At 71.1% G+C, this 25,131-nt stretch carries 24 protein-coding genes; 18 read left to right on the top strand and 6 right to left on the bottom strand.

Annotation, left to right across the window (positions count from 1 at the left end):
* Window positions 1–127: 127 nt before the first annotated feature.
* From F4559_RS16105 to F4559_RS16120, 4 genes are all read left to right on the top strand, one after another.
* Window positions 128–1,138, top strand: a complete 1,011-nt coding sequence (locus tag F4559_RS16105) for a hypothetical protein (RefSeq protein ID WP_184669604.1) — start codon at window positions 128–130, stop codon at window positions 1,136–1,138.
* A 206-nt stretch (window positions 1,139–1,344) separates the two neighbouring features.
* Complete coding sequence (locus tag F4559_RS16110) at window positions 1,345–2,355, top strand: hypothetical protein (RefSeq protein ID WP_184669606.1); 1,011 nt, start codon at window positions 1,345–1,347, stop codon at window positions 2,353–2,355.
* Window positions 2,356–2,648: 293 nt separating this feature from the next.
* On the top strand, window positions 2,649–3,674 hold the full coding sequence (locus F4559_RS16115) for a hypothetical protein (RefSeq protein ID WP_184669609.1): 1,026 nt from the start codon (window positions 2,649–2,651) through the stop codon (window positions 3,672–3,674).
* A 460-nt stretch (window positions 3,675–4,134) separates the two neighbouring features.
* Window positions 4,135–6,045, top strand: coding sequence for a glycoside hydrolase family 84 protein (locus F4559_RS16120; RefSeq protein ID WP_184669611.1), 1,911 nt, complete (start codon window positions 4,135–4,137; stop codon window positions 6,043–6,045).
* A gap of 59 nt (window positions 6,046–6,104) precedes the next feature.
* On the opposite strand, the gene F4559_RS16125 is transcribed toward F4559_RS16120, so the two are convergent.
* Window positions 6,105–6,815, bottom strand: coding sequence for a hypothetical protein (locus F4559_RS16125; RefSeq protein ID WP_184669613.1), 711 nt, complete (start codon window positions 6,813–6,815; stop codon window positions 6,105–6,107).
* A gap of 439 nt (window positions 6,816–7,254) precedes the next feature.
* Between F4559_RS16125 and F4559_RS16130 the strand changes: the two genes are divergently transcribed.
* From F4559_RS16130 to F4559_RS16145, 4 genes are all read left to right on the top strand, one after another.
* On the top strand, window positions 7,255–7,710 hold the full coding sequence (locus F4559_RS16130) for a hypothetical protein (RefSeq protein ID WP_184669615.1): 456 nt from the start codon (window positions 7,255–7,257) through the stop codon (window positions 7,708–7,710).
* Between the two features lie 214 nt (window positions 7,711–7,924).
* Window positions 7,925–8,488 (top strand): HSP18 transcriptional regulator, encoded by a 564-nt coding sequence (locus F4559_RS16135; RefSeq protein ID WP_184669617.1) that lies wholly within the window; start codon window positions 7,925–7,927, stop codon window positions 8,486–8,488.
* A 506-nt stretch (window positions 8,489–8,994) separates the two neighbouring features.
* On the top strand, window positions 8,995–9,993 hold the full coding sequence (locus F4559_RS16140; protein ID WP_184669619.1) for a YwqG family protein: 999 nt from the start codon (window positions 8,995–8,997) through the stop codon (window positions 9,991–9,993).
* 140 nt (window positions 9,994–10,133) lie between these two features.
* The gene (locus F4559_RS16145) at window positions 10,134–11,258 is read left to right on the top strand and encodes a hypothetical protein (RefSeq protein WP_184669621.1); all 1,125 of its coding nucleotides are present in this window, start codon (window positions 10,134–10,136) and stop codon (window positions 11,256–11,258) included.
* Here F4559_RS16145 and F4559_RS16150 read toward each other — a convergent pair whose 3' ends face one another.
* A complete protein-coding gene (locus F4559_RS16150; protein WP_184669623.1) occupies window positions 11,259–12,152 on the bottom strand; it encodes an AraC family transcriptional regulator in 894 nt (297 codons plus the stop codon). It lies immediately after the preceding gene.
* 80 nt (window positions 12,153–12,232) lie between these two features.
* On the opposite strand from F4559_RS16150, the gene F4559_RS16155 reads away from it, so the two are divergent.
* Together F4559_RS16155 and F4559_RS16160 are read left to right on the top strand one after the other, a co-directional pair.
* Window positions 12,233–13,060 (top strand): NAD(P)H-binding protein, encoded by an 828-nt coding sequence (locus F4559_RS16155; protein WP_184669625.1) that lies wholly within the window; start codon window positions 12,233–12,235, stop codon window positions 13,058–13,060.
* 135 nt (window positions 13,061–13,195) lie between these two features.
* The gene (locus F4559_RS16160; protein ID WP_184669627.1) at window positions 13,196–14,806 is read left to right on the top strand and encodes an outer membrane protein assembly factor BamB family protein; all 1,611 of its coding nucleotides are present in this window, start codon (window positions 13,196–13,198) and stop codon (window positions 14,804–14,806) included.
* Window positions 14,807–14,857: 51 nt separating this feature from the next.
* Here the strand turns inward: F4559_RS16160 and F4559_RS16165 are convergent, their stop codons facing one another.
* Complete coding sequence (locus F4559_RS16165) at window positions 14,858–15,208, bottom strand: YybH family protein (protein ID WP_184669629.1); 351 nt, start codon at window positions 15,206–15,208, stop codon at window positions 14,858–14,860.
* 63 nt (window positions 15,209–15,271) lie between these two features.
* Between F4559_RS16165 and F4559_RS16170 the strand changes: the two genes are divergently transcribed.
* On the top strand, window positions 15,272–16,243 hold the full coding sequence (locus F4559_RS16170) for a helix-turn-helix transcriptional regulator (RefSeq protein ID WP_184669630.1): 972 nt from the start codon (window positions 15,272–15,274) through the stop codon (window positions 16,241–16,243).
* A 407-nt stretch (window positions 16,244–16,650) separates the two neighbouring features.
* Here the strand turns inward: F4559_RS16170 and F4559_RS16175 are convergent, their stop codons facing one another.
* Both F4559_RS16175 and F4559_RS16180 read right to left on the bottom strand, forming a co-directional pair.
* Entirely contained in the window at window positions 16,651–17,499 is an 849-nt protein-coding gene (locus F4559_RS16175) for a hypothetical protein (protein WP_184669631.1), read from the bottom strand.
* A gap of 162 nt (window positions 17,500–17,661) precedes the next feature.
* Window positions 17,662–19,581, bottom strand: a complete 1,920-nt coding sequence (locus F4559_RS16180) for a S9 family peptidase (RefSeq protein ID WP_184669632.1) — start codon at window positions 19,579–19,581, stop codon at window positions 17,662–17,664.
* A 113-nt stretch (window positions 19,582–19,694) separates the two neighbouring features.
* Between F4559_RS16180 and F4559_RS16185 the strand changes: the two genes are divergently transcribed.
* The 5 genes from F4559_RS16185 to F4559_RS16205 are packed head-to-tail and all read left to right on the top strand — an operon-like array spanning window position 19,695 to window position 22,708.
* Window positions 19,695–20,261, top strand: a complete 567-nt coding sequence (locus F4559_RS16185; RefSeq protein ID WP_184669633.1) for an Rv2134c family protein — start codon at window positions 19,695–19,697, stop codon at window positions 20,259–20,261.
* Window positions 20,261–21,055: an Rv2133c family protein gene (locus F4559_RS16190; RefSeq protein WP_184669634.1), complete on the top strand. Its 795-nt coding sequence runs from the start codon at window positions 20,261–20,263 to the stop codon at window positions 21,053–21,055. The genes F4559_RS16185 and F4559_RS16190 overlap by 1 nt, the downstream gene beginning before the upstream one ends.
* A 41-nt stretch (window positions 21,056–21,096) precedes the next feature.
* Window positions 21,097–21,573 (top strand): GNAT family N-acetyltransferase, encoded by a 477-nt coding sequence (locus F4559_RS16195; protein WP_184669636.1) that lies wholly within the window; start codon window positions 21,097–21,099, stop codon window positions 21,571–21,573.
* Window positions 21,570–22,346, top strand: coding sequence for an aminoglycoside phosphotransferase family protein (locus F4559_RS16200; RefSeq protein ID WP_184669638.1), 777 nt, complete (start codon window positions 21,570–21,572; stop codon window positions 22,344–22,346). The genes F4559_RS16195 and F4559_RS16200 overlap by 4 nt, the downstream gene beginning before the upstream one ends.
* Entirely contained in the window at window positions 22,343–22,708 is a 366-nt protein-coding gene (locus F4559_RS16205; protein ID WP_221447250.1) for a hypothetical protein, read from the top strand. Before F4559_RS16200 ends, F4559_RS16205 begins: the two co-directional genes overlap by 4 nt.
* Here the strand turns inward: F4559_RS16205 and F4559_RS16210 are convergent.
* Window positions 22,705–23,703, bottom strand: a complete 999-nt coding sequence (locus tag F4559_RS16210; protein ID WP_184667470.1) for an IS481 family transposase — start codon at window positions 23,701–23,703, stop codon at window positions 22,705–22,707. The genes F4559_RS16205 and F4559_RS16210 overlap by 4 nt on opposite strands.
* 134 nt (window positions 23,704–23,837) lie before the next feature.
* Here F4559_RS16210 and F4559_RS16215 point away from each other — a divergent pair, with 134 nt between their 5' ends.
* Together F4559_RS16215 and F4559_RS16220 are read left to right on the top strand one after the other, a co-directional pair.
* The gene (locus F4559_RS16215) at window positions 23,838–24,638 is read left to right on the top strand and encodes a DUF3097 domain-containing protein (RefSeq protein ID WP_184669640.1); all 801 of its coding nucleotides are present in this window, start codon (window positions 23,838–23,840) and stop codon (window positions 24,636–24,638) included.
* Between the two features lie 41 nt (window positions 24,639–24,679).
* Window positions 24,680–25,108: an NfeD family protein gene (locus F4559_RS16220; RefSeq protein WP_312865676.1), complete on the top strand. Its 429-nt coding sequence runs from the start codon at window positions 24,680–24,682 to the stop codon at window positions 25,106–25,108.
* Window positions 25,109–25,131: the final 23 nt, after the last annotated feature.

The following is a 25,131-nucleotide window of genomic DNA, read 5'->3' on the forward strand; positions in this document are numbered from 1 at the left end:
GCGTTCACTCCTGGTCGTCCTCGTGGTGCGGGGCGGTGACGTCCGCTGTCAACGCGGAGTCGACGCCGTGACGACGGCGCCCGTAATCCTTGGTCTCACCCGATCCGAACCCCGAAAGGAACCGACCATGGCAACGCGTCACCACCGGACACTGTCGGCCGCATTGGCGACCGTCGCGGCAAGCGGGCTCCTCTTCGTCCCGGTCCAGTCCGCGTCGGCCGATACCGCCCATGCCGCCCGCGTCGGCGTGCTGGAAGGCACGCGGCTCTACGTCAAGGAAGGCAGCATTTTCGATCCGTGGGTCGAGCAGGCCGACGGCGTGCGCAAGTTCCAGCTCGAAGGCGACCGCATCGGCGTGCTGCGCACCAACGGACAACTCGACGTGAAGGCCGGGGACCTGGGTCCCGGCTGGCACACGGTCAACACCGACTCGGTGACCGACTTCCAACTCAGCGGCGACCGGATCGCCTACACCGAGGGCAACGACCTCTACATCACCGAGGGAGACTTCGGCGGCGAAATCGTGTACCAGGTGGATGCCCCGACCCGGAAGTTCCAGCTCGCCGGCGACCGCGTGGTGGTACTCACCCCGGACGGCACGCTCAAGGCGAAGGAAGGCGACCTCGGTCCCGGCTGGGCTGTCCTGGGCACCGGCGTCACCGACTTCGAGATCACCGACCGTCGCATCGTGTTCGCCCAGGGCGGCAGGCTCTACTTGCGTGAAGACCTCGCCTACCCGAACGAGCCGCTCTACCAGACCCGGGACGTCGTCAAGTTCGACGCGGACGGCAACCGCATCGGCTGGGTGGACAGCAAGGGCGTGTTCAGGGCCATTTTCGGTATTCCCTACTTCGCCAGCGCGGTGACGATCAGCGAGTCGGTGACCGACTTCCGGCTCGACGGCGAGCGGATCGCCTACGTCGAGGACGGCGACCTGTGGGCACAGGAGGGCAGCCTGTGGGCGGCCTCCACCGTGCAGGAGACCGACATCGACGGATTCGACCTCGACGGCGACCTGCTCGCCGTGATCAAGGACGGCGCACTCCTGCTCAAGGACGGCGATCTCGGCCCGGGATGGTACGTGGCCGACGACGACTCGGCGCTGGCCGTGGACCTGCTCGCGGCGAGCGACGACTAGGCACGACGTACCCGGTCTTCCGGCGGCGCTCCCGACAGGGGCGCCGCCTCCACCGGAGCCGGACGGCAGGAACTCCACCACGGTCACTCCTGGCCGTCCTCGTAGCGCGGCACGGTGACATCCGCTGTCAACGCGGAGTCAACGCCGTGACGACGACGCCCTGAATCATTTGTCCCACCCGATCCGAACCCCGAAGGGAACCGACCATGGCAACGCGTCACAGCCGGACGCTGTCGGCCGCACTCGCGACCGTCGTGGGAGCGGGCCTGCTCCTGGTCCCGGTCCAGTCCGCGTCGGCCGATACCGCCCACGCCGCCCGCGTCGGCGTGCTGGAAGGCACGCGGCTCTACGTCAAGGAAGGCAGCATTTTCGATCCGTGGGTCGAGCAGGCGGACGACGTGCGCAAGTTCCAGCTCGAAGGTGATCGCATCGGCGTGCTGCGCACCAACGGACAGCTCGACGTCAAAGCCGGCGACCTGGGACCCGGCTGGCACACGGTCAACACCGACTCGGTGACCGACTTCCAACTCAACGGCGACCGGATCGCCTACACCGAGGGCACCGACCTCTACATCACCGAAGGCGACTTCGGCGGCGAAATCGTGCACCAGGACGATGCCCCGGTCCAGAAGTTCCAGCTCGCCGGCGACCGGGTGATGGTGCTGACCACGGACGGCAAGCTCAAAGTGAAGGAAGGCGATCTCGGTCCGGGCTGGGCTGTCCTGGGCACCGGCATCACCGACTTCTCGGCGACCGATCGTCACATCGTGTTCCTCCAGGGCGGCAGGCTCTACCTGCGTGAAGACATCTTCGGTCTGAACGAGCCCCTCGAACAGGCACGGGACGTCGTCACGTTTCGCACGGAAAGCGACCGTATCGTCTGGCTGAACCGCCAGGGCACACTCATGGCCATGCGCGGGACGCCTTACTTCGCCCGCCCGGTGACGATCAGCGGGTCGGTGACCGACTTCCGGCTCGACGGCGAACGCATCGCCTACGTCGAGAACGGCGACCTGTGGGCGCAGGAAGGCAGCCTGTTCGGGCCCTCCATCCACCAGGAGAACAACATCGATTCGTTCGACGTCGACGGCGACCTGCTCGCCGTGATCAAGGACGGCGCACTCCTGCTCAAGGCCGGCGACCTCTTCCCGGGGTGGTACGTGGCCGACGACGATTCGGCGACGGCCGTGGAGCTGCTCGCGGCGAGCGCCAACTAGGCAGGACTCCGCCACCGGCGACTCGTGATGGCCGACGGCGTCGACACACCGGCACGCGACCGGGACGCCCTCGGGTGAGGGCGTCTCCGGTCTTCCGATGGTGCTCCCGAGGGGGGCGCCTTCTCCGGAACCGGACCGGCGGAAATCGGGCAGCAGGAACTCCACCGCGGTCACTCCTGGTCGTCCTCGTGGTGCGGGGCGGTGACGCCTGCTGTCAACGCGGAGTCAACGCCGTGACAACGGCGCTCGGGACCCTTGCCCTCACCCGATCCGACTCCAGAAAGGAACCGACCATGGCAACGTGTCACAGCCGGACGCTGTCGGCCGCACTCGCGACCGTCGTGGGAGCGGGCCTGCTCCTGGTCCCGGTCCAGTCCGCGTCGGCGGACATGCCGCCCTTCCAGGGGCCGCGCATGGCCGCCCAGCAGGGCACGAAGCTTTGGATCAAAGAGGGCAGTATTTACGAACCATGGGTCGAGCAGGGCGACGACATCCGGTCGTTCCGGCTCTTGGGCGACCGCATCGGCGTGCTGCGCACCAACGGACAGCTCGACGTCAAAGCCGGCGACCTGGGACCCGGCTGGCACACGGTCAACACCGACTCGGTGACCGACTTCCAACTCAGCGGCGACCGGATCGCCTACACCGAGGGCACCGACCTCTACATCACCGAAGGCGACTTCGGCAGCCCGCCGGTCCACCAGGTGGGTGCCCCGGTCAAGAAGTTCCAGTTGAGCGGCGACCGGGTGGCGGTGCTCACGCCGAACGGCACGCTCAAGGTCAAGGAAGGCGACCTGGGGCCGGGCTGGGCGGACGTGGCCACCGGGGTCCGTGACTTCGAGCTGTACGGCGACGAGATCGTCTTCAACAGGAGCGGCAACCTCTGGACGCTGACCGAGCTGTACGGGAAGCCCCAGGAGATCATCTTCGCGCAAGGCGTCACCAAGTTCGACGTCGAGGGCGACCGCCTCGCCTGGCTGGACCGGAACGGTTCGCTGAAAGCCGTCCACCGGACCGTGAACACCGTCTACGCCCCGGTGACGATCAGCGAGTCGGTGACCGACTTCCAGCTCTCCGCCAAGCGCATCGGGTACGTCGAGAACGGCGACCTGTGGGCGCAGGACGGCCCGTTGGAGGCACCGTCCACGGTGCAGGAGACCGACATCGACGGGTTCGAGGTGGACGGCTATCGCCTGGCCGTGATCAAGGACGGCGCGCTCCTGGTCAAGGAGGGCGACCTCGGGCCCGGCTGGTACGTGGCCCTGCCCGACAAGGCGACGGCCGTGGAGTTCCAGGGACCGGTCCTGCTCGAGGACTAGGGGCGTCTTCGGGGACGACCCCGGCGACCTGTGATGGCCGACGACGAAGTCGACACACCGGTACGCGACCCGGACGCCCTCACCCGAGGGCGTCCCGGGTCTTCCGGTGGTGCCCCCGACGGGGGTACCACCTCCCCCGGAACCGGACGGGCAGGAACCGGAGCACACCGTGACGAATTCACCTCGACGATTCGTCGATTCTCGCGGTGGTAACCCGGTCGATGCCGAATAGGTCCGCTTCCGGCGCTGTAGTGTCCCGGATGGACGACGTGACGAAAGGATGACCGGCGGGGTGTTCGTGTTCACGACCCGCACGATGCGGAACGTGGTCGCCGTCGATCCTGACCCGGTGGGTTCCACAAGGTCCGACGTGAACCCGTCACCGGACGTACGCGACCACCGAATTCCGCGCGGTGCGGACGCCGGACGGCGTCCGCACCGCCTCCCCGAGAGGTGATCCATGCGCATAGCAGTACTGGCGGTAGTCATCGTGTTGATCGCCTCCGCGGTCGTGTGGTTGTTCTTGCGGGACGACCCCGACAAGGTCGGTGCGGTCCCGCCGATCTGGCCGACGCCCCAGCACGCCGAGAGTTCGGGCGCGGACATCGACCTGCCGGACGCGGTGATGATCATCGCCGATCCCGAGGCCGACGACTACACCGTCCAGGCCGCCGTGGACGCGTTCCGCGAGGCCGGGGTGGGCAACGTGTCGAGCCTCGACTACGGCCTCGACGCGCCCAGGGAGCCGATGATCGTGCGCCTGGGCAAGCTGGACGGCGCCAACGTCAAGTCCGCCGGGGTGTCCCTTCCCCAGTCCATCCCGGCCGAGGGCTACTTCCTGTCCGCCGACAAGGACGCCGTCGTGATCGCCGGAGCGGACGACGCCGGCACCTTCTACGGCGTCCAGACGCTGTGGCAATTGCTGAAACCGGACGCCCTCCCGTCCGTGCGGATCACCGACTACCCGTCGATGAGGCAGCGGGGAGTGGTCGAGGGGTTCTACGGTCCGCCCTGGTCCGCCACCGAGGAAATGGACCAGATGGAGTTCTACGGCCGGCTCAAGGTGAACTCGTTCATCTACGCGCCGAAGGACGACCCGTACCACCGCGACGACTGGCGGCGGTTGTTCGACAAGTCGCGCGAGGGCCAACTGACGACTTTGGTGGAGGCCGCCCGCGACCGCCACATCGAGTTCACCTACGCGCTCGCGCCCGGATTGTCCATTTGCTACACGAGTGCCGACGACTACGACGCGCTGACCGCCAAACTGCGTTCGATGTACGACATCGGTGTGCGGTCCTTCTCCATCCCGCTCGACGACGTGTGGGAGGACAAGTGGAACTGCCCCGAGGACGAGCGGCGGTACGGCCCGTGGACCGAGGAGCACCTCGCCCAGGCGCAGGTCGAACTGCTGAACAAGGTGCAGGGCGTGTTCCTGCCCGGCCTCCAGGACGTCCGCCCGTTGCAGACGGTGCCCGCGGAGTACTTCGACGTCAAGGACACCCCGTACAAGAAGGCCTACCGCGAGTACCTCGACAAGCGCGTCGTGATGATGTGGACGGGTGTGGGCGTGACCCCCACGTCGATCGAGGTGGCCGAGGCGGCCGACGCAGAACAGGTGTGGGGCCGCAAGCCCCTGGTGTGGGACAACTACCCGACGACCGACTTCGACACGGCCGCCGGCCGCATGCTGTTCGGGCCGTACGCCGAACGCAAACCCGGCATCGGGGCGCACCTGACCGGCATCATCGCCAACCCCATGGAGTTCGCCTACGCCAGCAAGCCCGGTGTGTTCGGCGTCGCCGGTTTCGCCTGGAACGACGGCGCGTACGACCCCGCCAAGTCGACCCGGCAGTACGCCGAGTGGCTCGGCGGCGGCGACGAGAAGGTCGTGACCGCCCTCATGGCGTTCTTCGACCTCAACCACCTGGCACCGGTGCTGGACGAGCCGGGGCAGACCTGGCAGCCCCAGGCGCCGGAACTGGCCCGGCGGATCGCCTCGTTCCGGGAGAAGTGGGCCGCGGGGGAGCACGGCAAGGCGATCGACGAGCTGACCAAGTACGCGGAGACGCTCGCCCAGGCACCCGGCCTGATCCGCACCGCGACCACCGACGACGGATTCGCCCAGGACGCCACCGACTGGCTCGACGCCGCGGACCTGTGGGCGCAGGCCCTGCTCACCACGCTCAAGGGCCTGGCGTCGCGGGCGGGCGGCGACGACGCCGGCGCCGAGCGCTGGTTCGCCGAGGCCGCCGACCTGACGACCCGTGCCGAGGACGTCGTGGCCCCGACCCGCTTCGAGAGCAAGGTCAAGATCGGCGACGGCGTCCTGGACACCTTCATCCGCGAAGCCCCGGCGCTGCGGCGCTGACCCGTCCGGGTGCCGCGCGGCGGGGGGTCGCGCGGCACCCGGGCATCGGACGTCCGGGGTCACCGGGCGCACGGCAGCACCAACTGGGAGCAGTTGACGAAACCGACGCTGGGCTCGGGCGCACCCACGTCCACCACCGCGTACCAGCCGGTTTCCCTGCTGGCGGGATACGGTTCGCCTTCGCGGAACACGTACCACCGCAGGTTCTCGTCGTGCCCGACGCCGAGCTTCACGTCGCCGACGTGTTCGCTGGTCGTGCCGGGTTTGCCCTGCTGCCACAGGTAGCCGGTGCGGGCGGGCGCCGATTCGCCCGCCCGCGCGCAGTCCGGCACGTCCGCGGTCGGCAGGTCACGGGCGTCGACCCAGCCCACTACCTCCGTGGTGTGCACGAACGTCAGCATCCACGGCTGTGAGCCGCCCAGTCGGCAGTACACGGAGTACTTGTGCTCCACGCGCAGCGTGCCGACCCTCGTCTTCCCGTCCGGCGCGCTCAGGACGCGTGCCCCCTCCGGCGGGATCGCGTTCCGGTCGTCGGTCGACCACCACACGGCCATCGCGGTGCCCGACACCGCCAGCACGGCCACGGCGACCAGGGCCTTCAGTCGTGCACTCCGCTTCGGCTCGGTCTCGTCGGGACCTTCCGGGATCGATGCGGTGCCGTCCCGCACCTCGATCGGTTCGGGTTCCAGGCCCACCACGACCCGACGTCGGGCCGCGACCCAGCGGTCGACCTCGTCGTCATCGGCGCCGCATGCCCGTACGAACGCCACCACAAGGTCCTGTCGTGGGACGGAAGTCCGGCGTAATGCCGCGGCGAGAGTGCTCCGCGGCAGGCGCATTCCCCCTCGGGCGGCGGCTCTCTCCAATTCACGGACCGTCATCCCCGTCCAGCGTTTGAGGCACGCCATCGCCTCGACGAATTGGGCTTGATCCCGTACCGAGTCGGGAGTCGGCCTGCCCATTGGGCCGTATGTCGTCACGATGCGGTCTCCCCCGAGTCCACACGCAGCTTGTCCGGTCACTTTGATACGTGATGCTGTTCGTGCCACCAATAGTAGTGATCCAGATCCACTGTGTCACAGCCGTGATCGGGCGGTTGTCCCACTCTGTCCGGGCCTGTCCCGGCGCCCTGGCCGGGTGCCGAGCCGACAAGGACCGCGTTTGCATGGCGTTCGGACATCCAGACCGACTCGAACCGAGGAGAACGCGGTGCGATCGAAATTGGTCATGACCGTCGCGGCGGCACTCTTGATCGGCGGCACAGTGGCGGGCGCGGCGGCGGCGAACGGATCGACGGACGAAGTCGCGGCGCAGTCCGGCAACGCGGCGGTGACGGTGTTGGATTCGCACAACGCGAAGCAGATCGGAAAGCCCGGTGGTGTCATCGACAAGGTGTTGCCGCGGGTGGACGACGTCCGGATCGCGGCGAGCGAGCCACCATCGTGCTGGACACAGTTCGCGCCGACGTGGCCCGCGGGCCGACCGATGGCCCAGTACTACCGCAACTGCAACGGTCACACGGTGCAGGCGTTCTACGGCTACACCGCCAACGGTTCCACCGTCAACGTGAGCGGCTGTTACGAGTTCGTCGACGGAGCGTCCCTGCTGTTGATGTACATCCACACGAACTACCCGGGCGCGACCTTCGGCACGTTCCCCTGCTGATCGTCTGAGGGTGGGCACGCGACCGGCGCGCCCACCCCATTTGTCCGGATTTGTTCGTAGCAGGCCAGGTCCCCCTCCTGTCTACGACGCGCGTACGGGACGGCCCTGCGAGGGCCGTCCCGTACGGGTCCGACTTCCCCGGAAACGCCGATGACGACCAATCGAACGTCAGCATATGGACGACAGGCTGTCCTGTCGTCGTTAGGATGACTGCATGGACACGGGTGCGTACGGGTCGATCCGGGCGATCGTCGCGGACGGGGTCGACGGGAAGGCGTCGACCGCGGAACTGCTGACGGCACTCATCGTGCTGCGCGGGTTGCGGGAGGAACTGGCGGCGTGGGAGCCGATGCTGATCGAGTCGGCACGCACGGCCGGTGCGAGTTGGGCCGAACTCGCACCGGCCCTGGGCGTGGCCAGCCGCCAGGCCGCGGAACGGCGCTATCTCCGGGTGCGGGCGGTCGGCGCGGCCGGTACGGCGGAGCAACGGGTGCGGGCGGAACGCGACCGTCGGGCCGGTGACCGTGCGGTGGCGTCGTGGGCCCGGGACAACGCGGCGGACCTGCGCGGGCTGGCGGGTCGGGTCGGGTCGGTCGACGTGGTGGTGCGGCAGGCACTGGCCGACGACGACACGGCGCTGCTGGTGGAGCCGCTGCTGGCCGCGCTCGACACGGTCCGCGCCGTCGACCCGGTCCTGGCCGAGGCGATCCAGGGCGTAGGCGACCGGACCGACGCGGTCCGCCGACAGACCCAGGCGGACCGCGATGCGCGGGACTGAAGGTCCGGAGCCGGAGATCGTCCGCCTTGTCGCCTGGCGGCACCAGGATCGGAAGGTGCCCCTCGGCCGACCCGGGACGGTGCCGACCGGGTGCCGCACACCGGTCCGAACGCACCCACTCCACGCTCGAACGTACGTGCTCGGACGTGCACCGCCCACCCGACGGTGCCTGAGAGGTCCGTCCGTGCGGCAGCCCCACCGGAATTCGCCCGGCCACCCGCCGCAGGGGCCACCGCGTGGCCACCACCGAGGAGCCTGGCCGGCCGCGCGAGCCCGCCGGAGGCCCACCGGGTCGTCCCCTCCCGACATCCCGGCGCGGCAGGGGATCGTCGACCGGGCCGGGCCTCGACCTACCGCGGCCGCACGGGCTCCAGTCGTCGATTGCGGACGTATCCCCTCCCGCCAGGGTGACCGCGGCCTTGATCGGGAACCACGGGAAATGTCGGACGGGGGTGACAGACTCGATCTTGGAACTGGATCGTTCAGCGATACGGGGGGCTGGGTTCATGGGATTCACGACGCCGGACAAGCCGGTCGACGTGGCCGCGTTGTTTCCGGAGCTGGCGGGATTGACGCGGACCGCGGTGCGGCTGTATCCGCGGCGGGGGGAAACCACCGCCCAGGAGTCCTCGTTGGGTGGGCCGTTGTTGTGGCCGGCGAACGAGCCGTGGCCGGTGTGCGGGGACGACGACCACATGGCGGACGCGGGTGTTCCGGTGCCCGTCGTCGCGGCGCCGTTGGTGTCGGTCGCGCAGTTCTACTCGCGCGACGTGCCGGAGTTGCCGTTCCCCGAGGGGACCGACGTGTGCCAGGTGTTGTGGTGCCCGCGCGGTCACGAGCCCTACTACACGCCGCGGTTCCGGGTGTTGTGGCGGGACAGCGCGTCGGTGGCCGAAGTGGCCGTCGCCCCGGAGCCGGATCGTGAGCACTCCGACGTCGACTTCCTGCCCAACCCGTGCCGGATCGCGCCGGAACGGGTGGTGGAGTACCCGCAACTGCGGGAACTGCCCTCGGACGGGCTACGGGAGCGGATCGTGGCCTGGGAGCGGGAGCAGAAGTGGGACTACAGCGAGCATCTGTCGGCCGCGCCGGGCACGAAGGTCGGTGGCTGGATGGAGTGGATCCAGGACCCCTTCCGGCCGGACTGCGCTCGGGGACATCGCATGACGCCGCTGCTCACGGTGTCCGATTCCGAGATCTCCGGGTGGGAGACGTGGATGCCGATGGAGGTCGTGTCCCGGATCGCCTTCCACAAGGAGGTGCGGTTCGGCCTGGCCAACGGCGGCACCGGGCGGACCTGGCTGGGGCCGGACCAGGAACTCGATCCCGCCGTCGCCGGCATCAGTGGCAGCCGGGTGGTGCCGGAGTCGGTGGTGGAGGTGCCCGTTCCGGACTTCTCCGCGCTGCCGGACGAGTTGGGAGTCGAGTTCGGCGGCGGCAACCTCTACGTCTTCGTCTGCCCCACCTGCCCGGAGCGGCCCATCGAGGTCGAGTACCAGCGTTGACCGGCCGGGTCCGACCTTCGACCGGTGGCGTCCCCGCATCCGGGTGACTCCGGCTGTGGAGTGGTCGCGTGTGATGCGACCGTACCGGGCAAGCGCCGAACCCCGAGATGATCGGAGGCGCGATGTCCACGTGGCGGACCATGACAGGGCATGTGGGCGTGGTCGTGTGCGTGTCGGCGCTGCTCGTGGCGGCGGACGACGCGACCGGGATCGTCGACCTGGGGCTCGGGCACGCGGCGGCGATCGACGACCGGGGCACGGTGGTCGGCTGGGACGGTTCCGGCCGTGCCGTGCGCTGGGACGTCTCCGGGCGCAAGACCGTGCTCGACGTCCTGCCCGGCCACACCACGAGCTGGGCGTCGGACATCGACCGGCACGGGAACGTCGTGGGCACGAGCGCCCGACGCGACGCCGAAGGTCGGACCCTCGCGCGGCACGCGGTCCGCTGGGACCGGGACGGTCGGGTCTTCCGGTTGGCAGGCCTCGACGGGCGACCGGTCGGTACGGCGGTGGCGGTCGACGAGGACGGGGTCGCCGTGGGCACGGCCTCCGGTCCTGACACCGGCGTCCGCGCCGTGCGCTGGGACCAGGCCCGGTCGGGCGACCGACCTCGGCGTCCTGCCGGGGTACGGGTCGTCGACGCCCGCCGCCATCGGCGGCGGTGTGGTCGTCGGCAGCGCCTACACGGCGGCGACGGCGTGGCGGGCGGCCCGGTGGGACGCCGCCGGGCGGATCGTCGACCTGGGTGCCCTGCCGGGCGACGACCGGAGCGGTGCCTGGTACGTCGACCGGGCCGGTACGGCGGTCGGGTTCTCGATCGGTGCCGGGTCCGCGCGTCCTGTGGTGTGGGATCGGGACGGGCGCGTCACCGCGTTGTCGGCCCTGCCCGGCGGTGCGCACGCGTGGCCGGCGGGGATCGGCGTCGACGGCACCGTCGTCGGCGGCTCCACCACGGCGACGACCGGGGTGTCCGGGCCGTGCGCTGGGATCGGCACGGCCGGGTCACCGGACTCTCGACGCCTCCGGGCGTCGGGTCGACGGCCGCCACCGCGATCGGCGATCGCGGCGTGATCGTCGGCTACGGGTGGGTCGACGACCGGACGACCCACGCGCTGCGGTGGGACCGCGACGGCCGGGTGGTCGACCTCGGCCTGCTGCCCGACGGCACCTACAGCACCGCGTCGCGCGTGAACGGCCGCGGCGTCGTCATCGGGCAGGCGGGGAAAGCCGACGGCGACCACGCCGTGCTCTGGCGCACGCGATGATCACGCGCGGTCGGCCAGGGCACGGCGGTGGTCGCTGGGCCGGGTGCCGCGCAGGCGTTTGAAGGCCACGCTCAACGCGAACGCGTTGGCGTAGCCCACCTTCCGGGCGATCGTGGCGACCGTGTGGTCGGTCCGGTCCAGCAGGTCGGCGGCCAACGCGACCCGCCAGTTCGCGAGGTAGGCCATCGGGGGTTCGCCGACGAGGGTCGTGAACCGGCGGGCGAGTGCCGCCCGGGACACGCCCGCCTTCGCGGCCAGGCCGGCGACCGTCCACGGCTGGTCGGGGGTGTCGTGCAGCAGCCGCAGGGCGGTGCCGACGATCGGATCGTCGAGCGCGCGGCACCAGGCCGGCGCGTCGGTGTGCGGTGCGGCGAACCAGTGGCGCAGCGCGGCGACGAGCATCAGGTCCAGCATCCGGTCCAGGACGAGTTGGCGGCCCGGCCGGTCCGCGGCGATCTCGTCCGCCACGACCGCCGCGGGCGGGTGGGCGACGGCCGGGACGGTCAGCACGGCGGGCAGCGCGTGCAGCAGGTGCTCGCTGAGTTCGCCCCGGCGTTCGAAGGCGCCGCTGAGCAGGACCGGGGCGTCGTCGTCGAGCGGCCCGAAGGCCGGCGTGCAGTAGTCGTCGTCGGTCACGACCCGGGTGGGCGCGGTCGTCGGCGAGTCGGCCACGGTGTAAGGCACGTCGCCGCGCACCACGGCGATCTCGCCGGTGCCGACGCGGACGGGCGGCGCCGTGTCGGGCACGATCCACGCGTGGCCGCGCAGCATCATGGCCAGGGTCAACGGGGCACCGCCGACGATCCGCAACGCCCACGGTGCCCGCATGATCGTCCGCTGGAAGACGGCGCCGCGCGCCCGTACGTCCGTCAACAGGTCCGAGACGGCGTCCATCCACCCACCGTAGACGATCAGACATCGAAGTGAGCTTCCCAGCCATTGATCGTCTCGGCGATCGGCGGTTGGCTGATCGCATGTCCGAACAACCGATCCTGGTCACCGGTGCGACCGGCAAGTCCGGCCGCCGCGTCGTCTCCCGCCTGCGGGACAAGGGTTTACCGGTCCGTGCGGCGGCGCGCGGCGGCGAGTACTTCTTCGACTGGAACGACGCCGACTCGTGGGACGGCGCACTGGAGGGCGTCCACGCGCTCTACCTGATGCCGTTGGACGGCATGCGCCTCGTCCAGCCGTTCGTCGAACGGGCGGCACGGCACGGGGTGCGCCGGATCGTGCTGGCCTCGGGCCGCAGCGTCGACGTGCCCGGCTACGTCAAGGACACCGCGATGATGACGCGGTTCCTCGACGGCGAGGCCGCGGTGCGCGAGAGCGGTCTGGAGTGGACGATCAGCCGGCCCGGCTGGTTCTCGCAGAACTTCAGCGAGGGGTTCTTCGCCGCCGACGTCCGGTCCGGCGAGCTGCGGCTGCCCGGCGGCGACGGCGCGGTGACCTACATCGACGTCGACGACATCGCCGACGTCGTGGTCGCCGCCCTCACCGAGGACGGCCACTCGGGCGAGATCTACGACCTGTCCGGCGACGAGGCGCTGACCCTGCACGAGGTCGCCGCCACGATCTCCGAGCACGCCGGGCGCGAGGTGCGCTACGTGCCGATCACCGTCGAGCGGTACGTCGAGGAACTCCTCGCGCGGGGGTGGCCCGCCGACTTCGCCGACGTGATCGAACCGCTGCGGGAAGGCCGCGACGAGCACGTCTCCGACGGCGTCGGCCGGGCGCTGGGCCGCAAGCCGCGCACGTTCGCCGAGTTCGCCGCGACCACCGCCGCCCAGGGCGGCTGGGACTGACGTCGGCCGCGCAATCGGTCGATCGACGGATGCCGGATCGACTTTTCGCCGACCCGATCCGATCCGTTCGCCGATCGTCGTCCCCCTCGGTCGCTGCCACGGTGGTGGCAGAGGACCGAGGGGAACGAGGAGGACATGACGATCCGACGACGAGTCGCCGCCGCGGCCGTGTGCGCGGTTTCGGTGGCTGCCCTGACCACAACGGCACAGGCCGCGGGCACTGCGGACGCGGCACGCCACGATGGCGACTGGGGCACGTGGTCCAAGGACCTGTCGGGGTCCCGGCACAACGCCGCCGAGTGGCGCATCACGCCCGACAACGTGCACCGGCTCAAGCTCAAATGGGTCTACGCCCACCCGAAGTCCGCGGCGCCGGTGCGCTCCCAGCCCGCGATCGTGGACGGCACCGCGTACTTCGGCTCGGACGACGGCACGTTCCAGGCCGTGGACGCGCGCACCGGCGCCCAGCGGTGGTCGGCCGACCTGCGGGCGGGCCTGCCGCCGGGCGAACGACCGCCGCTGGTGTGGGACAGCCCGTCCGTGTCGAAGGGGCGCGTGTACTTCGGCGACCTGGGCGGCCGGTTGCACGCGCTCGACCAGCGCACCGGCGAGCGCGTCTGGACGACGAAAGTCGACACGCACCCGTCGGCCACGCTGACCAGCTCGCCGATCGTGTACGACGGCAAGGTCTACGTCGGCACGTCCAGCGGCGAGAACGCGAACAACAACGGCACCGGCGACGACCCGGCCTACCCGTGCTGCACCTTCCGCGGCCACATCGACGCGTTCGACGCCGCCACCGGGGCGTTGGCGTGGCGGCACTACACCGTGCCGCAGCCGCAGGCGGTCGGCACGTGGCCCAGCGGCGCCACCCGCTACGAACCGTCGGGCGCGGGCGTGTGGAGTTCGCCGGTCGTCGACCAGGCGACCGGCACCGTGTACGTGGGCACCGGCCAGAACTACACCGGCAGCGCGGGCGACTTCGACACGCTGCTCGCGCTCGACCACCGCACGGGCGCGGTGAAGTGGCGCAACCAGGTCACCAAGGCCGACACGTGGCGCGCGATCTGCAACACCCCCGACGCCGAGGGCTACTGCCCGGGGCTCAAGGACGGCACGGCACTGGACTACGACATCGGCGCCACCCCGAACCTGTTCACCGTCGGCGGCCGGCGACTGGTCGGCGTCGGCCAGAAACTGGGCGTCTACCACGTGTTCGACGCGGCGACCGGCGAGGTGGTGTGGCGGCGGCAGTTGGGCGTGCCACTGCCCGGCGGCGGCATCTCCGGCATCCAGTGGGGGTCGAGCTTCGACGGCCGACGGCTCTACATCGCCACGTACTTCGCCGACCCGGGCAAGGTGTTCGCGGTCGACCCGGGCACCGGCCGGGTGCTGTGGGAGACGCCGAACCCGGCGGACGGCTGCACCACGGGCGGCGCGGCCGGCCACCCGGACCTGTGCTCGTTGGCGCACGGCGCGGCCGTGACCACGAGTCCGGGCCTGGTGTTCGAGGGGTCCAACGACGGCAAGTTCCGGGCGTACTCGGCCCGCGACGGCCGCGTGCTGTGGACGTTCGACACGCTCCGCGACTTCGCCGGGGTCGACGGGCGGACCGGCCGGGGCGGCGCGATCGCCGGTGGCGGCGGTGGCGCGGTCGTGGCGAACGGGATGGTCTACGCGCAGTCGGGCTACTCGCCCGAGTATCCGAGTCCGCACGGCACGGTGCTGCTGGCGTTCGGCCTGTGACCCGGTGGCGGGTGGGGGATCTTGGGGGAGCCCCACCCGCCACCTTCCCGCCTACGCCACGAACACCGGCTGGTCGACGGCCCACAGCCACGACCCGTCCGGCTGCCGGCGGGCGATCTCCACGGTCACGTCGCCGCTGGTCAGCGTGGACGAGGTCAACGCCAGGTCGCCGCCCGTCAACGCCGCGTGCTGCCGGCCCTGCGTGAGCACCGGCCTGGCGGCGAGGAACCGCTCGTACACTTCCCGGATCTGCGCGTGCCCGGTGGCGAGGTTGCCCGGCGGGAACGCCAGCACGGCATCCGGCTCGTACAGCGCCACCAGCCCGTCGACGTCGCCCGCGTTGCCGCGTTCGATGAAGTACCTGCCCAGGTCGTTCGGCTCGGTGGCCGGTTCGTAGGTCATGCGGACAAGCCTGCCGTCGAATCACGACATCCTGTGTCATGTATTCCTTGTAGGGTTTTCCGCGTGCGTGCCGACCGGTTGGTGTCGCTGGTGCTGCTGCTGCGTCAGCACGGCCGGCTGTCCGCCACCGCGCTCGCCCGCGAGCTGGAGGTGTCGACCCGCACCGTGCTGCGCGACATCGAGGCGCTGTCGGCCGCGGGCGTCCCGGTCTTCGCCGAACGTGGCCGGCTCGGCGGGTTCACGCTGCTGCCCGGCTTCCAGACCGAACTGACCGGCCTGAACCACGACGAGGCACTGGCCCTGCTCGTCGCCGGATCGCGGCGGGGCGCGCAGGCGTTCGGCCTCGGCCCGGCGCTCGCGTCGGCCATGCGCAAGGTGGTCGACGCGCTGCCCGAGACGCAACGGGCCGCCGCTGCGGGCGCCGTCCGCCGGCTGCTCGTCGACCCGGACACCGACCTGCTCCTGCGCCGCCTGACCACCGAGGAGGTGCCCGACGACGTGGTGGCCGAGGTCCGCCGCGCGGTCGTGGCCGGGCACCGGCTGCGCATCCACTACCGGGCCGCCGCCGACCGGGCGCCGGCGTGGCGCACCGTGGACCCGATCGGCCTGGTCACCGCGCGCGGCCAGGCCTACCTGTTGGCCACCCGGTCCGGGCAGGACCGCACCTACCGGCTGTCGCGCGTGTTGGCCGCCGAGGAACTGGACGAACCCGCGACCCGCCCCGACCGCGTCGACCTCGGCCGCGCCTGGCAGGACCGCGGCACCCGGTTCCGGTCCGGCGGCGACCAGGTCACCGTGCTGGCCCTGGTGACACCGGAACGCCGTGCGGGCCTGGCGGACACCGCCGTGGCGGTCCTGTCGGAACGGACCGAGGGCGACGGCCGGGTCCGGCTGGAGGCGACCTTCCAGGACGCGCGGCACGCCGAATGGGCGCTGTGGCAACCGGGCGCGCACGTCGAAGTCCTGGCCCCCGACTGGTTGCGCACCACACTGCGCGACCGGGCCGCCGCGATCGCCGCGACGTACGCGGACTGAGCCCGGGGCACGGTCTCTCGATAAGCACGGCGTAATCGCGATGGCGGTCGTCGACGTATGGTCTTCACGGTCCTTGAACTGTGTGTTCCGCAGGTGGTGCCGGTGCGCGTGACGAGTGACGTGATCCCAACGGGTTTCGGCGTGGTTCAGCGGTGCCTGAAGTGGTTGCCGGCCAGGGCATCTGCGGCGGTCTGGGTGAGTTCGCGGAGCTGACGTTGGTGTGGCGTAAGGCTCTTCAGCCGTCGTGGAGCAGGGCGAGGCCAGGTTCGCCCGTGGCACGGATGCCGGCGTCGCCTGGCCACAGCGCCGGGGCCGACGGCCAGGTTGTGGGTGTCGCGGCCCGACAGGGAACCCAGGCCGGAAGCTGCCCGCGAGGGCTACTGACTCGCTCGTGATTCCAGAGAGTTCTAGACACCGCAGATTCCGCCCGTGTCGACATTCCCCTGAGGCATCTCAGAACCCACCCGTTTCCACACGGTTCCCAACTTTTCACCCAGCCCGTGCCGGTCCGCCTCGCCGCCGTAAATTTCCGCGATGCCACCCCGCCTGCGCGACTGCGCTTCCGCGGGAGTCGCCAACCGCAATTCCGTCCCCATCCTGTAATGAGAATCCGGGATACTTGGACTCCCTGCTTCGAGCCTGATTTCGATGGTCCTCTTCCATATGGCATCCATCTTTCGAGTACGGACCGGCGACTTCTTTTCTCGAAGCTGGGTGAACCAGCTCTTTTCGAACCGGCAGATCCAGTGATCTCCTTCCTTCGCCACCGCCACCGCCTTGGGTGGATGGTTCGACCAGAGGGAGATCTCTACCTGCTTGCGCACGACCAGGTAAGCGACCACATAGAGCGCGAACGCCTCGGCTTCACCCGCGTCAAGGCCGGAATTGTCCTTCCGGCGACACCGTCGCACAAAAGATCGCACGGCACTCTTGGCGCCGTCGTAGACGGCATTTCCTATCACACCCGCAAGGGCGGCTTGTGCACCCCAGGTAAATTCTGCGTTGATCAGGATGTATTCAACGTCCAGCTGAGGATCGGGATCCTTGTTTTTCGATGCGGCGTACCGCTCGACGATCAGAGTGTGAGCGTTCTTCTCGCTGTCCTGGACGCCCAGCAGGTCATGGACTGCACGGAGATCTTCAGAGTCGTAGTCATATTCATGGTTCGCGGCCACCTTCCCACGGTCCCATAAAAGACCTGGCTGTCCCCACCACCAGAAGGTCGAACGCGACGAAGTCGAGCGGTCGTCGTCCACCCTGGCCCCGCTCTGCCACGACCCACTCCGTGCACGCGGACACGTTCGTCGCGATCAGGCTGCCCGTCTTCGACATCGTCGTCCCGCGCGCCGACCTCACCCGGCCCGGAATCCAGCGTCTCCCGCCCTCGTCGTCCGACGGGGGCGGGAGACGGCCTCGCCTCAGTCGCGCAGCGGCAGGACCGGCACGCCCGGCGGCGTGAAGCCGAAGACCTGGCCGTAGAACGACAACTCGGCCTCCAGCGCGGCGATGATCGACGCGGCCTTGCGGAACCCGTGCTGCTCGCCCTCGAACGTCAGGTAGGCGTGCGGGACGCCGGTGCCGTCGAGCGCGGCCACGAACCGGTCGGCCTGTTCGGGCGGGCAGATCTCGTCCTCCAGGCCCTGCAACAGGAGCACGGGACCGGCGAGCCGGTCGACGCGGTTGGCCGGCGACCGGTCGACGTACCGGTCGCGGGCGGCGGGCCACGGGCCGACCAGCCCTTCCACGTAGCGGGACTCGAAGTCGTGCGTCTCGCCGCCCGTGCCGGTCCACCCGGCCAGGTCCAGGATCGGGAACGCGACCATGCCGCACCGGTAGGTCTTGACCGACGTCATCGACGCCGCCGAGGTCCACCCGCCGGCGCTGCCGCCCCGGATGCCCAGCCGGGCGCCGTCCGCGGTGCCCTCGTCGGCCAACGCCTGGGCCACGGCCGCGCAGTCGTTGACGTCGACCACGCCCCACTGCTCGCGCAGCCGCTCCCGGAACACCCGGCCGTAGCCGGTCGACCCGCCGTAGTTGACCGACACGACGCCGATGCCGCGGCTGGTGAAGTACGCGATGTCCACGTCGAGCACGGGCGCGGACCGGCCGGTCGGACCGCCGTGGACATGCACCACGTACGGCGGCCGTTCGTCGGCGGGTCCGGTGAAGTCGGGGTTGCGCGGCGGGTACACGTAGGCGGGCACGTCGCCGTCGGGGCCGGCGAACACGCGCTCCTCGGGCACCGGCAGGTAGGCGCGCTCCGCCGGGTCGGCCGGGGTGGTGTGCCGGGTCAGGACGCCCGCGCCCAGGTCGTAGGACACGACCGTGCCCTCGTCGAGCGGACCGGCCGCGCTGGACACGAGCACGCCCTCGTGCACCGCGAGCTGCGACTGCCACAGGGGCAGGTCGACGTCGAGGTCGACGACCGTGCCCGCCGCCTCGTCGAGCACGGCGGGCGTGCCCGAGCGCAGCACCGCGTACCGGCCGGGCGCGATCGTGGCGAACCAGCGGTGGCCCAGTCGCCACATCGGTCCACCCAGCTCCTGGGCGACGGGCGCGAGGTTGGTCGACGTCCCGTCGGGGGAGATGCGGAACAGGTTCCACCAGCCCTGCGGGTCGGTGAGCGCGAGCAGGTCGTCGCCGTCCCACTCGACCTGGCAGACGGCTTCGGCGGGACCGCCCGCGACGACCCGGTGGGTGTCCTCGCCGACGCGGGCGACGCACAGCTCGGTGCCGTCCCACGGCATGTTCGGGTGGTCCCACCCGATCCACGCCAGGCGGGTGCCGTCGGGCGAGGGCTTGGGTCCGCTGAGGAAGTGGTGGGACGCGGCCAGCACGCGGATCGGCGAGCCGTCCAGCGGGATCGCGACCAGGTCGCGGCGGACGTCGGTGCGGGCGTCGCCGGTGACGGTCTCGCGCACGCACCACACCTCGGTCCCGCCGGGTCCGGCGGCGAGGTCGGCGTAGCGGACGCCGTGGTGCCGCTCCGGGGCGGGCGTGATCGGCACCGGCTCGGGCACCGGCGCGTCCGGGTCGAAGACGTGTACGCGCTGGTCGTCCCAGTGGGTGAACGCGACCCGGGTGCCGTCGGGGGTGTCGAGCACCACCCACGGTCGGCCGCCGTACTCGTGCACGCGGTTGCGTACGTTCCACGGCGGCGGCAACAGGTCCTGCCCGTCGCGCACGAGCGCGACCCGGCCGCCTTCGGCCGGTCGGCCCTCGGCCCACCACGGGCGCCCGTCGTGCAGGTCGACCCATTGCGGTCCGCCACCGGCGGCGGCGGCGTCGGCCGCCCCGATGGGGGATGTCCACGTTCCATACGGTGCGATCTTCACCACGCAGCGACCCTATAGCGCGGCTCCCCGTGCAGGCAGGCACCGATCGGCCGACAAGGTCTTGTGCGGGGGGAGGGCTGCCGATCTTGCCGGCGTGGCCTAGGGTCGGTCCTGTCATGGCACGCGTCATCCACGTATTCCGTCAGCCCGACCGGTTCGTCGCCGGGACAGTCGGGCAGCCCGGCGACCGCACGTTCTACCTCCAGGCGGCTGAAGAGGCCCGGTTGGTGAGCGTGGCGCTGGAGAAGCAACAGGTCGCCGTACTCGCCGAGCGCATCGGCTCGCTGCTGGAGGAGGTGCACCGCAGGTTCGGGGCCGACGTCCCGGAGACGGTGCCCGAGGACCTGCGCGACACCGAGCCGCTCGCGGTGCCGGTCGAGGAGGAGTTCAAGGTCGGCACGATGGGGCTGGGCTGGGACGCCGAGTCCCGGGCGGTCGTGATCGAGCTGCTCGCGCTCACCGACGAGGAGATCGACGAGGCCGTGGTCCTCGACGACACCGAGGACGGCCCGGACGCGGTGCGCGTGTTCCTCACCCCGGTCGAGGCGCGGGCGTTCGCCGAACGCGCCGACCGCGTGGTGCGGGCCGGGCGCAAGCCGTGCCCGCTGTGCTCGGAGCCGCTGGACCCGGAGGGCCACGTGTGCCCGCGGCAGAACGGCTACCGCCGCGCGGACGAGAGCTGATGCTGCCGGGCGACGACGGCGCGGTCGAGTTCCTGACCCGGGGTCGCATCGACGTGGAAGGCCGCCTGGTCGACGCGTCCAACGCCACCCTGTTCTGCCGGATCTCGCTCGACGGCGTCGAGGCGCGGTGCGTGTACAAGCCGGTGCGCGGCGAACGTCCGCTGTGGGACTTCCCCGACGGCACGCTCGCCGGCCGCGAGGTGTCGACCTACCTGGTGTCACGGGCGGCGGGCCTGGACCTGGTGCCGCCGACGGTGCTGCGGCCCGGCCCGTTCGGCGACGGCATGGTGCAGCTGTGGGTGGACACCGTCGAGGACGGCGACCTGGTGGACGTCGTCGCCGAGGACGCCGTGCCCAAGGACTGGCGCGCGGTGCTGCGGGCGCACGACGACGTGGGCGAGCCGGTCGTGCTGGTGCACGCCGACCACCCGCGCGTGCGGCTGATGGCGGTGCTCGACGCGGTGGTCAACAACGCCGACCGCAAGGGCGGGCACGTCCTGCACGGCGTCGACGGCGGCGTGTACGGCGTGGACCACGGCATCTGCCTGCACGTCGAGGACAAGCTGCGCACCGTGCTGTGGGGCTGGCTCGGCGAGCCGCTGCCCGACGAGGGCGTGGAGGCGTTGCACCGGTTGCGCGCCGACCTGCCCGGCGCGTTGGGCGACGTGCTGCACGAGCACCTGACCCGGGCCGAGGTGCGCCGGTTGGGCGAACGGGTCGACAAGCTGGTGGCGGCGTCGGTGTTCCCCGAACCGTCGGACGACCGGCCCATGATCCCGTGGCCCGCGTTCTGAACCGTGGGACAGTCCGGGACGACGGTGGTCTACTGGGCGCCGTGAGCGCCGTGCTGCTGCGTCCCGTGTCCGACGCCGACGTGCCGTTGTTCTTCGCGCACCAGAACGATCCCCACGCGGTGCGCATGGCCGCGTTCACCGCCGCCGACCCGCGGGACGCGGTGGCGTTCGCGGCCCGGTGGGCGCGCATCCGCACCGATCCGGCGATGCTGGCGCGCACCGTGGAGTTCGAGCACGTGGTGGTCGGGCACGTGCTGCGGTACGCGCAGTTCGGCGAGCCCGAGGTGGGGTTCTGGATCGCCCGCGAGCACTGGGGGCGCGGCCTGGCGTCGGCGGCGTTGGACGCGTTCCTGCGGCTGGACCCGACCCGGCCGCTCTACGCGCGGGCGGCCGTGGACAACCTGGGCTCGCTGCGGGTGCTGTCCAAGTGCGGGTTCGTCGCGGTGGGCGAGGACGTGGGTTTCGCGGAGGGGCGGGGCGCGGACGTGGAGGAGTTCATCCTGAGGTTGGACGTGTGAGGGCGCTGGACGAGCGGATGACGGTCCGCTTCGGGTCCGGCGTGCGGCCGTGGCTGGACGGGCTGCCCGCGCTGCTGGCGGACCTGACCGCGCGGTGGGGGCTGACCGTCGTGCGGGACCTGCCCGGTGGCAACACCTCGCACACCGTGCTGTGCACGACGGCCGACGGCGCCCCGGCGGTGCTGAAGGTGACGCCGGAGCCGCCGATCGCGGCGCAGGAGTCGGCGGCGTTGGGCGCGTGGGCGGATTCGCCGGCGGTGGTGGACGTGCTGGCCGAGGACCTTCCGGCGGGTGTGCTGCTGCTGGAGGGCCTGGTGCCGGGCACGTCGGCGCAGGACGGCCCGGAGTTGCCCGTGCTGCTGGCGGAGTTGGGGCGGGTGCGCGTGGTCGACGGGTTCCCGCCGCTGGCCGCCGGGGTCGAGCGGATGTTCGGGTTGCTGGCGCGGCGGCGTCCGGGCGACTACGCGGCGTCGGTCGGGGCGGCGTCGGCGTTGGCCGCCGACCGCGTGCCGGTGCGGCTGCTGCACGGTGATCTCCACCTGGGCAACGTGTTGCGGTCCGACCGGGGGCTGGTGGCGATCGATCCCCGGGCCACGGTGGGCGATCCGGCGTTCGACGCGGTCGACTTCGCCTACGCCGGACCGGACCTGGACGCGCGGGTCGAGTGGTTGTCGTCGGTGGTGGACGGCGACCGGTTGGCGGCGTGGTGCGCGGCGTTGGCGCCGTTCTTTCCCGACCACCCGGCGGTGGCGGCCGGCAGGCTGTCGGGGTGACGAGCCTGATCGACATGACCGAGCGCGAGTACTTCGCGCAGTTCGCCCTGCGCACCGGTATGTTCGTCGGCCTGCCGACGCTGGGCCGGACGGCCGCTTTCCTTGAGGGCTACCACCAGGCCGCCGTCAGGTACGGGAAGCCGGGCCTGACCGGGTTGCCCGAGTGGTTGGCCGCGAACCACGGGATCGAAGGCCCTGTGGTGTGGTGGGAGCAGCTCCACCGGATCGCCCTGCCGGATCGACCCGCCGACGACACGCCGCTCACCCCCGAGCAGGAAAAGGTCGTCCTCAAGCTGCTGTTCGAGCTGCTCGACGCGTTCCTCGCGGAACGGGAAGCCGCAGCCGACACCCCGGTGGGCTAGCTGTTCTGTCCTGTGAGGTTGGGGACGCGGCTGGCAGGTGGTTGGCCTTTGAGTGCGGTGTGGCCGCGGTGGTGATTATAGGTGTGCAGCCACCGCGGCAGCGTCTCGCGGCGTTCGGTCTCAGACCGGTATGCCTGGGCGTAGGCCCATTCGTCGAGCAGGGTGCGGTTGAAGCGTTCGACCTTGCCGTTGGTCTGTGGCCGGTAGGCGCGGGTGCGTTTATGGGTGATGCCCGCGTTGGCGAGGGTGTCGCGCCAGAGCCGTGAGCGGTAGCAGGAGCCGTTGTCGGTCAGCACCCGGCGGACGGTGACGCCGGCTTCCCGGAAGAACGCCTGTGCCCGGGTCCAGAACGCGGCGGCGGTGTCCTTGGTCTCGTCGGGCAGTATCTCGGTGTAGGCCAGCCTGCTGTGGTCGTCCACGGCGTTGTGCAGGTAGGCGTAGCCGAGGTTCGGGCGGCCGTGGACCTTGCGGGGCCTGGTCGGGTCGCGGTGGGCGGAGCTGTTGCGCCCGCCGGCCCGCCGTCCGTGCACCTTGTGGCCGCCGCCGTCGGGGATGTTGCCGAGCTTCTTGATGTCGACGTGGACCAGGTCGCCCGGTGCGGCGTGTTCGTAGCGGCGCACCGGCGTGGCGGTGGCCCGGTCCAGGTGGGCCAGGCGGGCCAGGCCGAAGCGGCGCAGCACCCGGTGCACGGTGGAGGGGTTCAGTCCGAGCAGGTGGGCGATGCGGGCCGGGCCCCACCGACGCGCCAGGCGGACCTTGACGATCCGGCGTTCGCGGCGGGTGGGCAGGCGACGCGGGCTGCGGTGCGGGCGGCTGGAACGGTCGACCAGGCCCGCCTCGCCCAGCTCGCGGTAGCGAGAGGCCCAGCGGGCGGCGGTGGTCGGCGAGACCTGGAACCGCTCGGCCGCCCGCCGCAGCGGCCACCCCTCGTCCACGACACACCGGGCCAGGCGCAGCCGTCCCAGCTCGGTCAAGGGTGCGTTAGCGTGGGTCACGAGGGCCTCCGTGGGCTCGGTGTCGACGTCGCAATCCACACCGAACCCGGAGGCCCTCCCTCATTCCAACATCATCCGACTACGTGTCGAACCGTCCACAACCTCTCAGGGCAGTACAGCTAGCGTCGCGGGTCGTGCGATCACAGGACTACGGGCGCGACGTGTTGGCGGGCGGGAAGAAGCGGTCGGTGCCGGAGGTGGCGGCCGAGCCGGGCGTGGTGGTGGAGGACCCGGCCTCGGGGTTCTGCGGCGCGGTGGTGCGGTTCGAGTCCGGCAACGTCGTGCTGGAGGACCGGCACGGGCGGGAGCGGCTGTTCCCGTTGCGGCCGGCCGGGTTCCTGGTCGACGGGCGGCCGGTGACGTTGGTGCGCCCGGCCGTCGCGGCGGCGACACCCACCCGGTCGGCGTCCGGATCGGTGCGGGTCGAGGGGCTCAAGGCCCGCACGGCCCGTGATTCGCGGATCTGGGTGGAGGGCCTGCACGACGCCGAGCTGGTGGAACGCGTGTGGGGGCACGACCTGCGCGTGGAAGGCGTCGTGGTGGAGCCGCTCGACGGCGTGGACGTGCTCGCCGACCGGATCGCGGAGTTCGGCACCGGTCCCGGCCGCAGGTTGGGCGTGCTGGTGGACCACCTCGTGCCGGGCAGCAAGGAATCCCGGCTGGTGGCGGCCGTGCGCGACGAGCACGTGCTGGTCACCGGGCATCCGTTCGTGGACGTGTGGCAGGCGGTGAAACCGGCGGCGGTCGGGATCGCGGCGTGGCCGGTCGTGCCGCGGGGCGTGCCGTGGAAGGACGGCGTGTGCGCGGCGTTGGGCTGGGGCGAGCCGTACGAGGGGTGGCGGCGGGTGCTGGCCGGGGTGCGCGGCTTCCGGGACCTGGAGACGTCGTTGCTGGGCGCGGTGGAACGACTGATCGATTTCGTGACGGAAGAGTAGAAACGGACACTGCCGCGTCGTCGTGGTGCGATGATGCGGGGGTGCTGCCCGCGATCATCTGGTTGGTCCTCGGCGTCGTCATGGTGGTCGCCGAGGTGGTGTCGGGCGACTTCGTGCTGGTGATGCTGGGCGTGGCCGCGCTGGGCGCGGCGGGTGCGTCGGCGTTGGGCGCCGATCTCGTGATCGCCACGGTGGTGTTCGCGGTGGCGTCCCTGGGCCTGGTGCTCGGGGTGCGGCCGGCGCTCAAGCGACGGCTGGAGCTGGGCACGGGACACCGGTCCGGGATCGACGCGTTGCCCGGCAGCACCGCCGTGGTGGTGTCGAGGGTGGACGGTCGCGATGGTCGGGTCCGCATCGGCGGTGACATATGGTCGGCGCGGTCGATCGACCACGAGGTCATCGAGGTCGGCGTGGAAGTCACAGTGGTCGAGATCTCGGGCGCGACCGCCGTGGTGATGTCCGGTGCCTGAGTGGAGGCGGGAGAGTTGACCAC

Source organism: Saccharothrix violaceirubra, assembly GCF_014203755.1.
Taxonomy (GTDB): domain Bacteria; phylum Actinomycetota; class Actinomycetes; order Mycobacteriales; family Pseudonocardiaceae; genus Actinosynnema; species Actinosynnema violaceirubrum.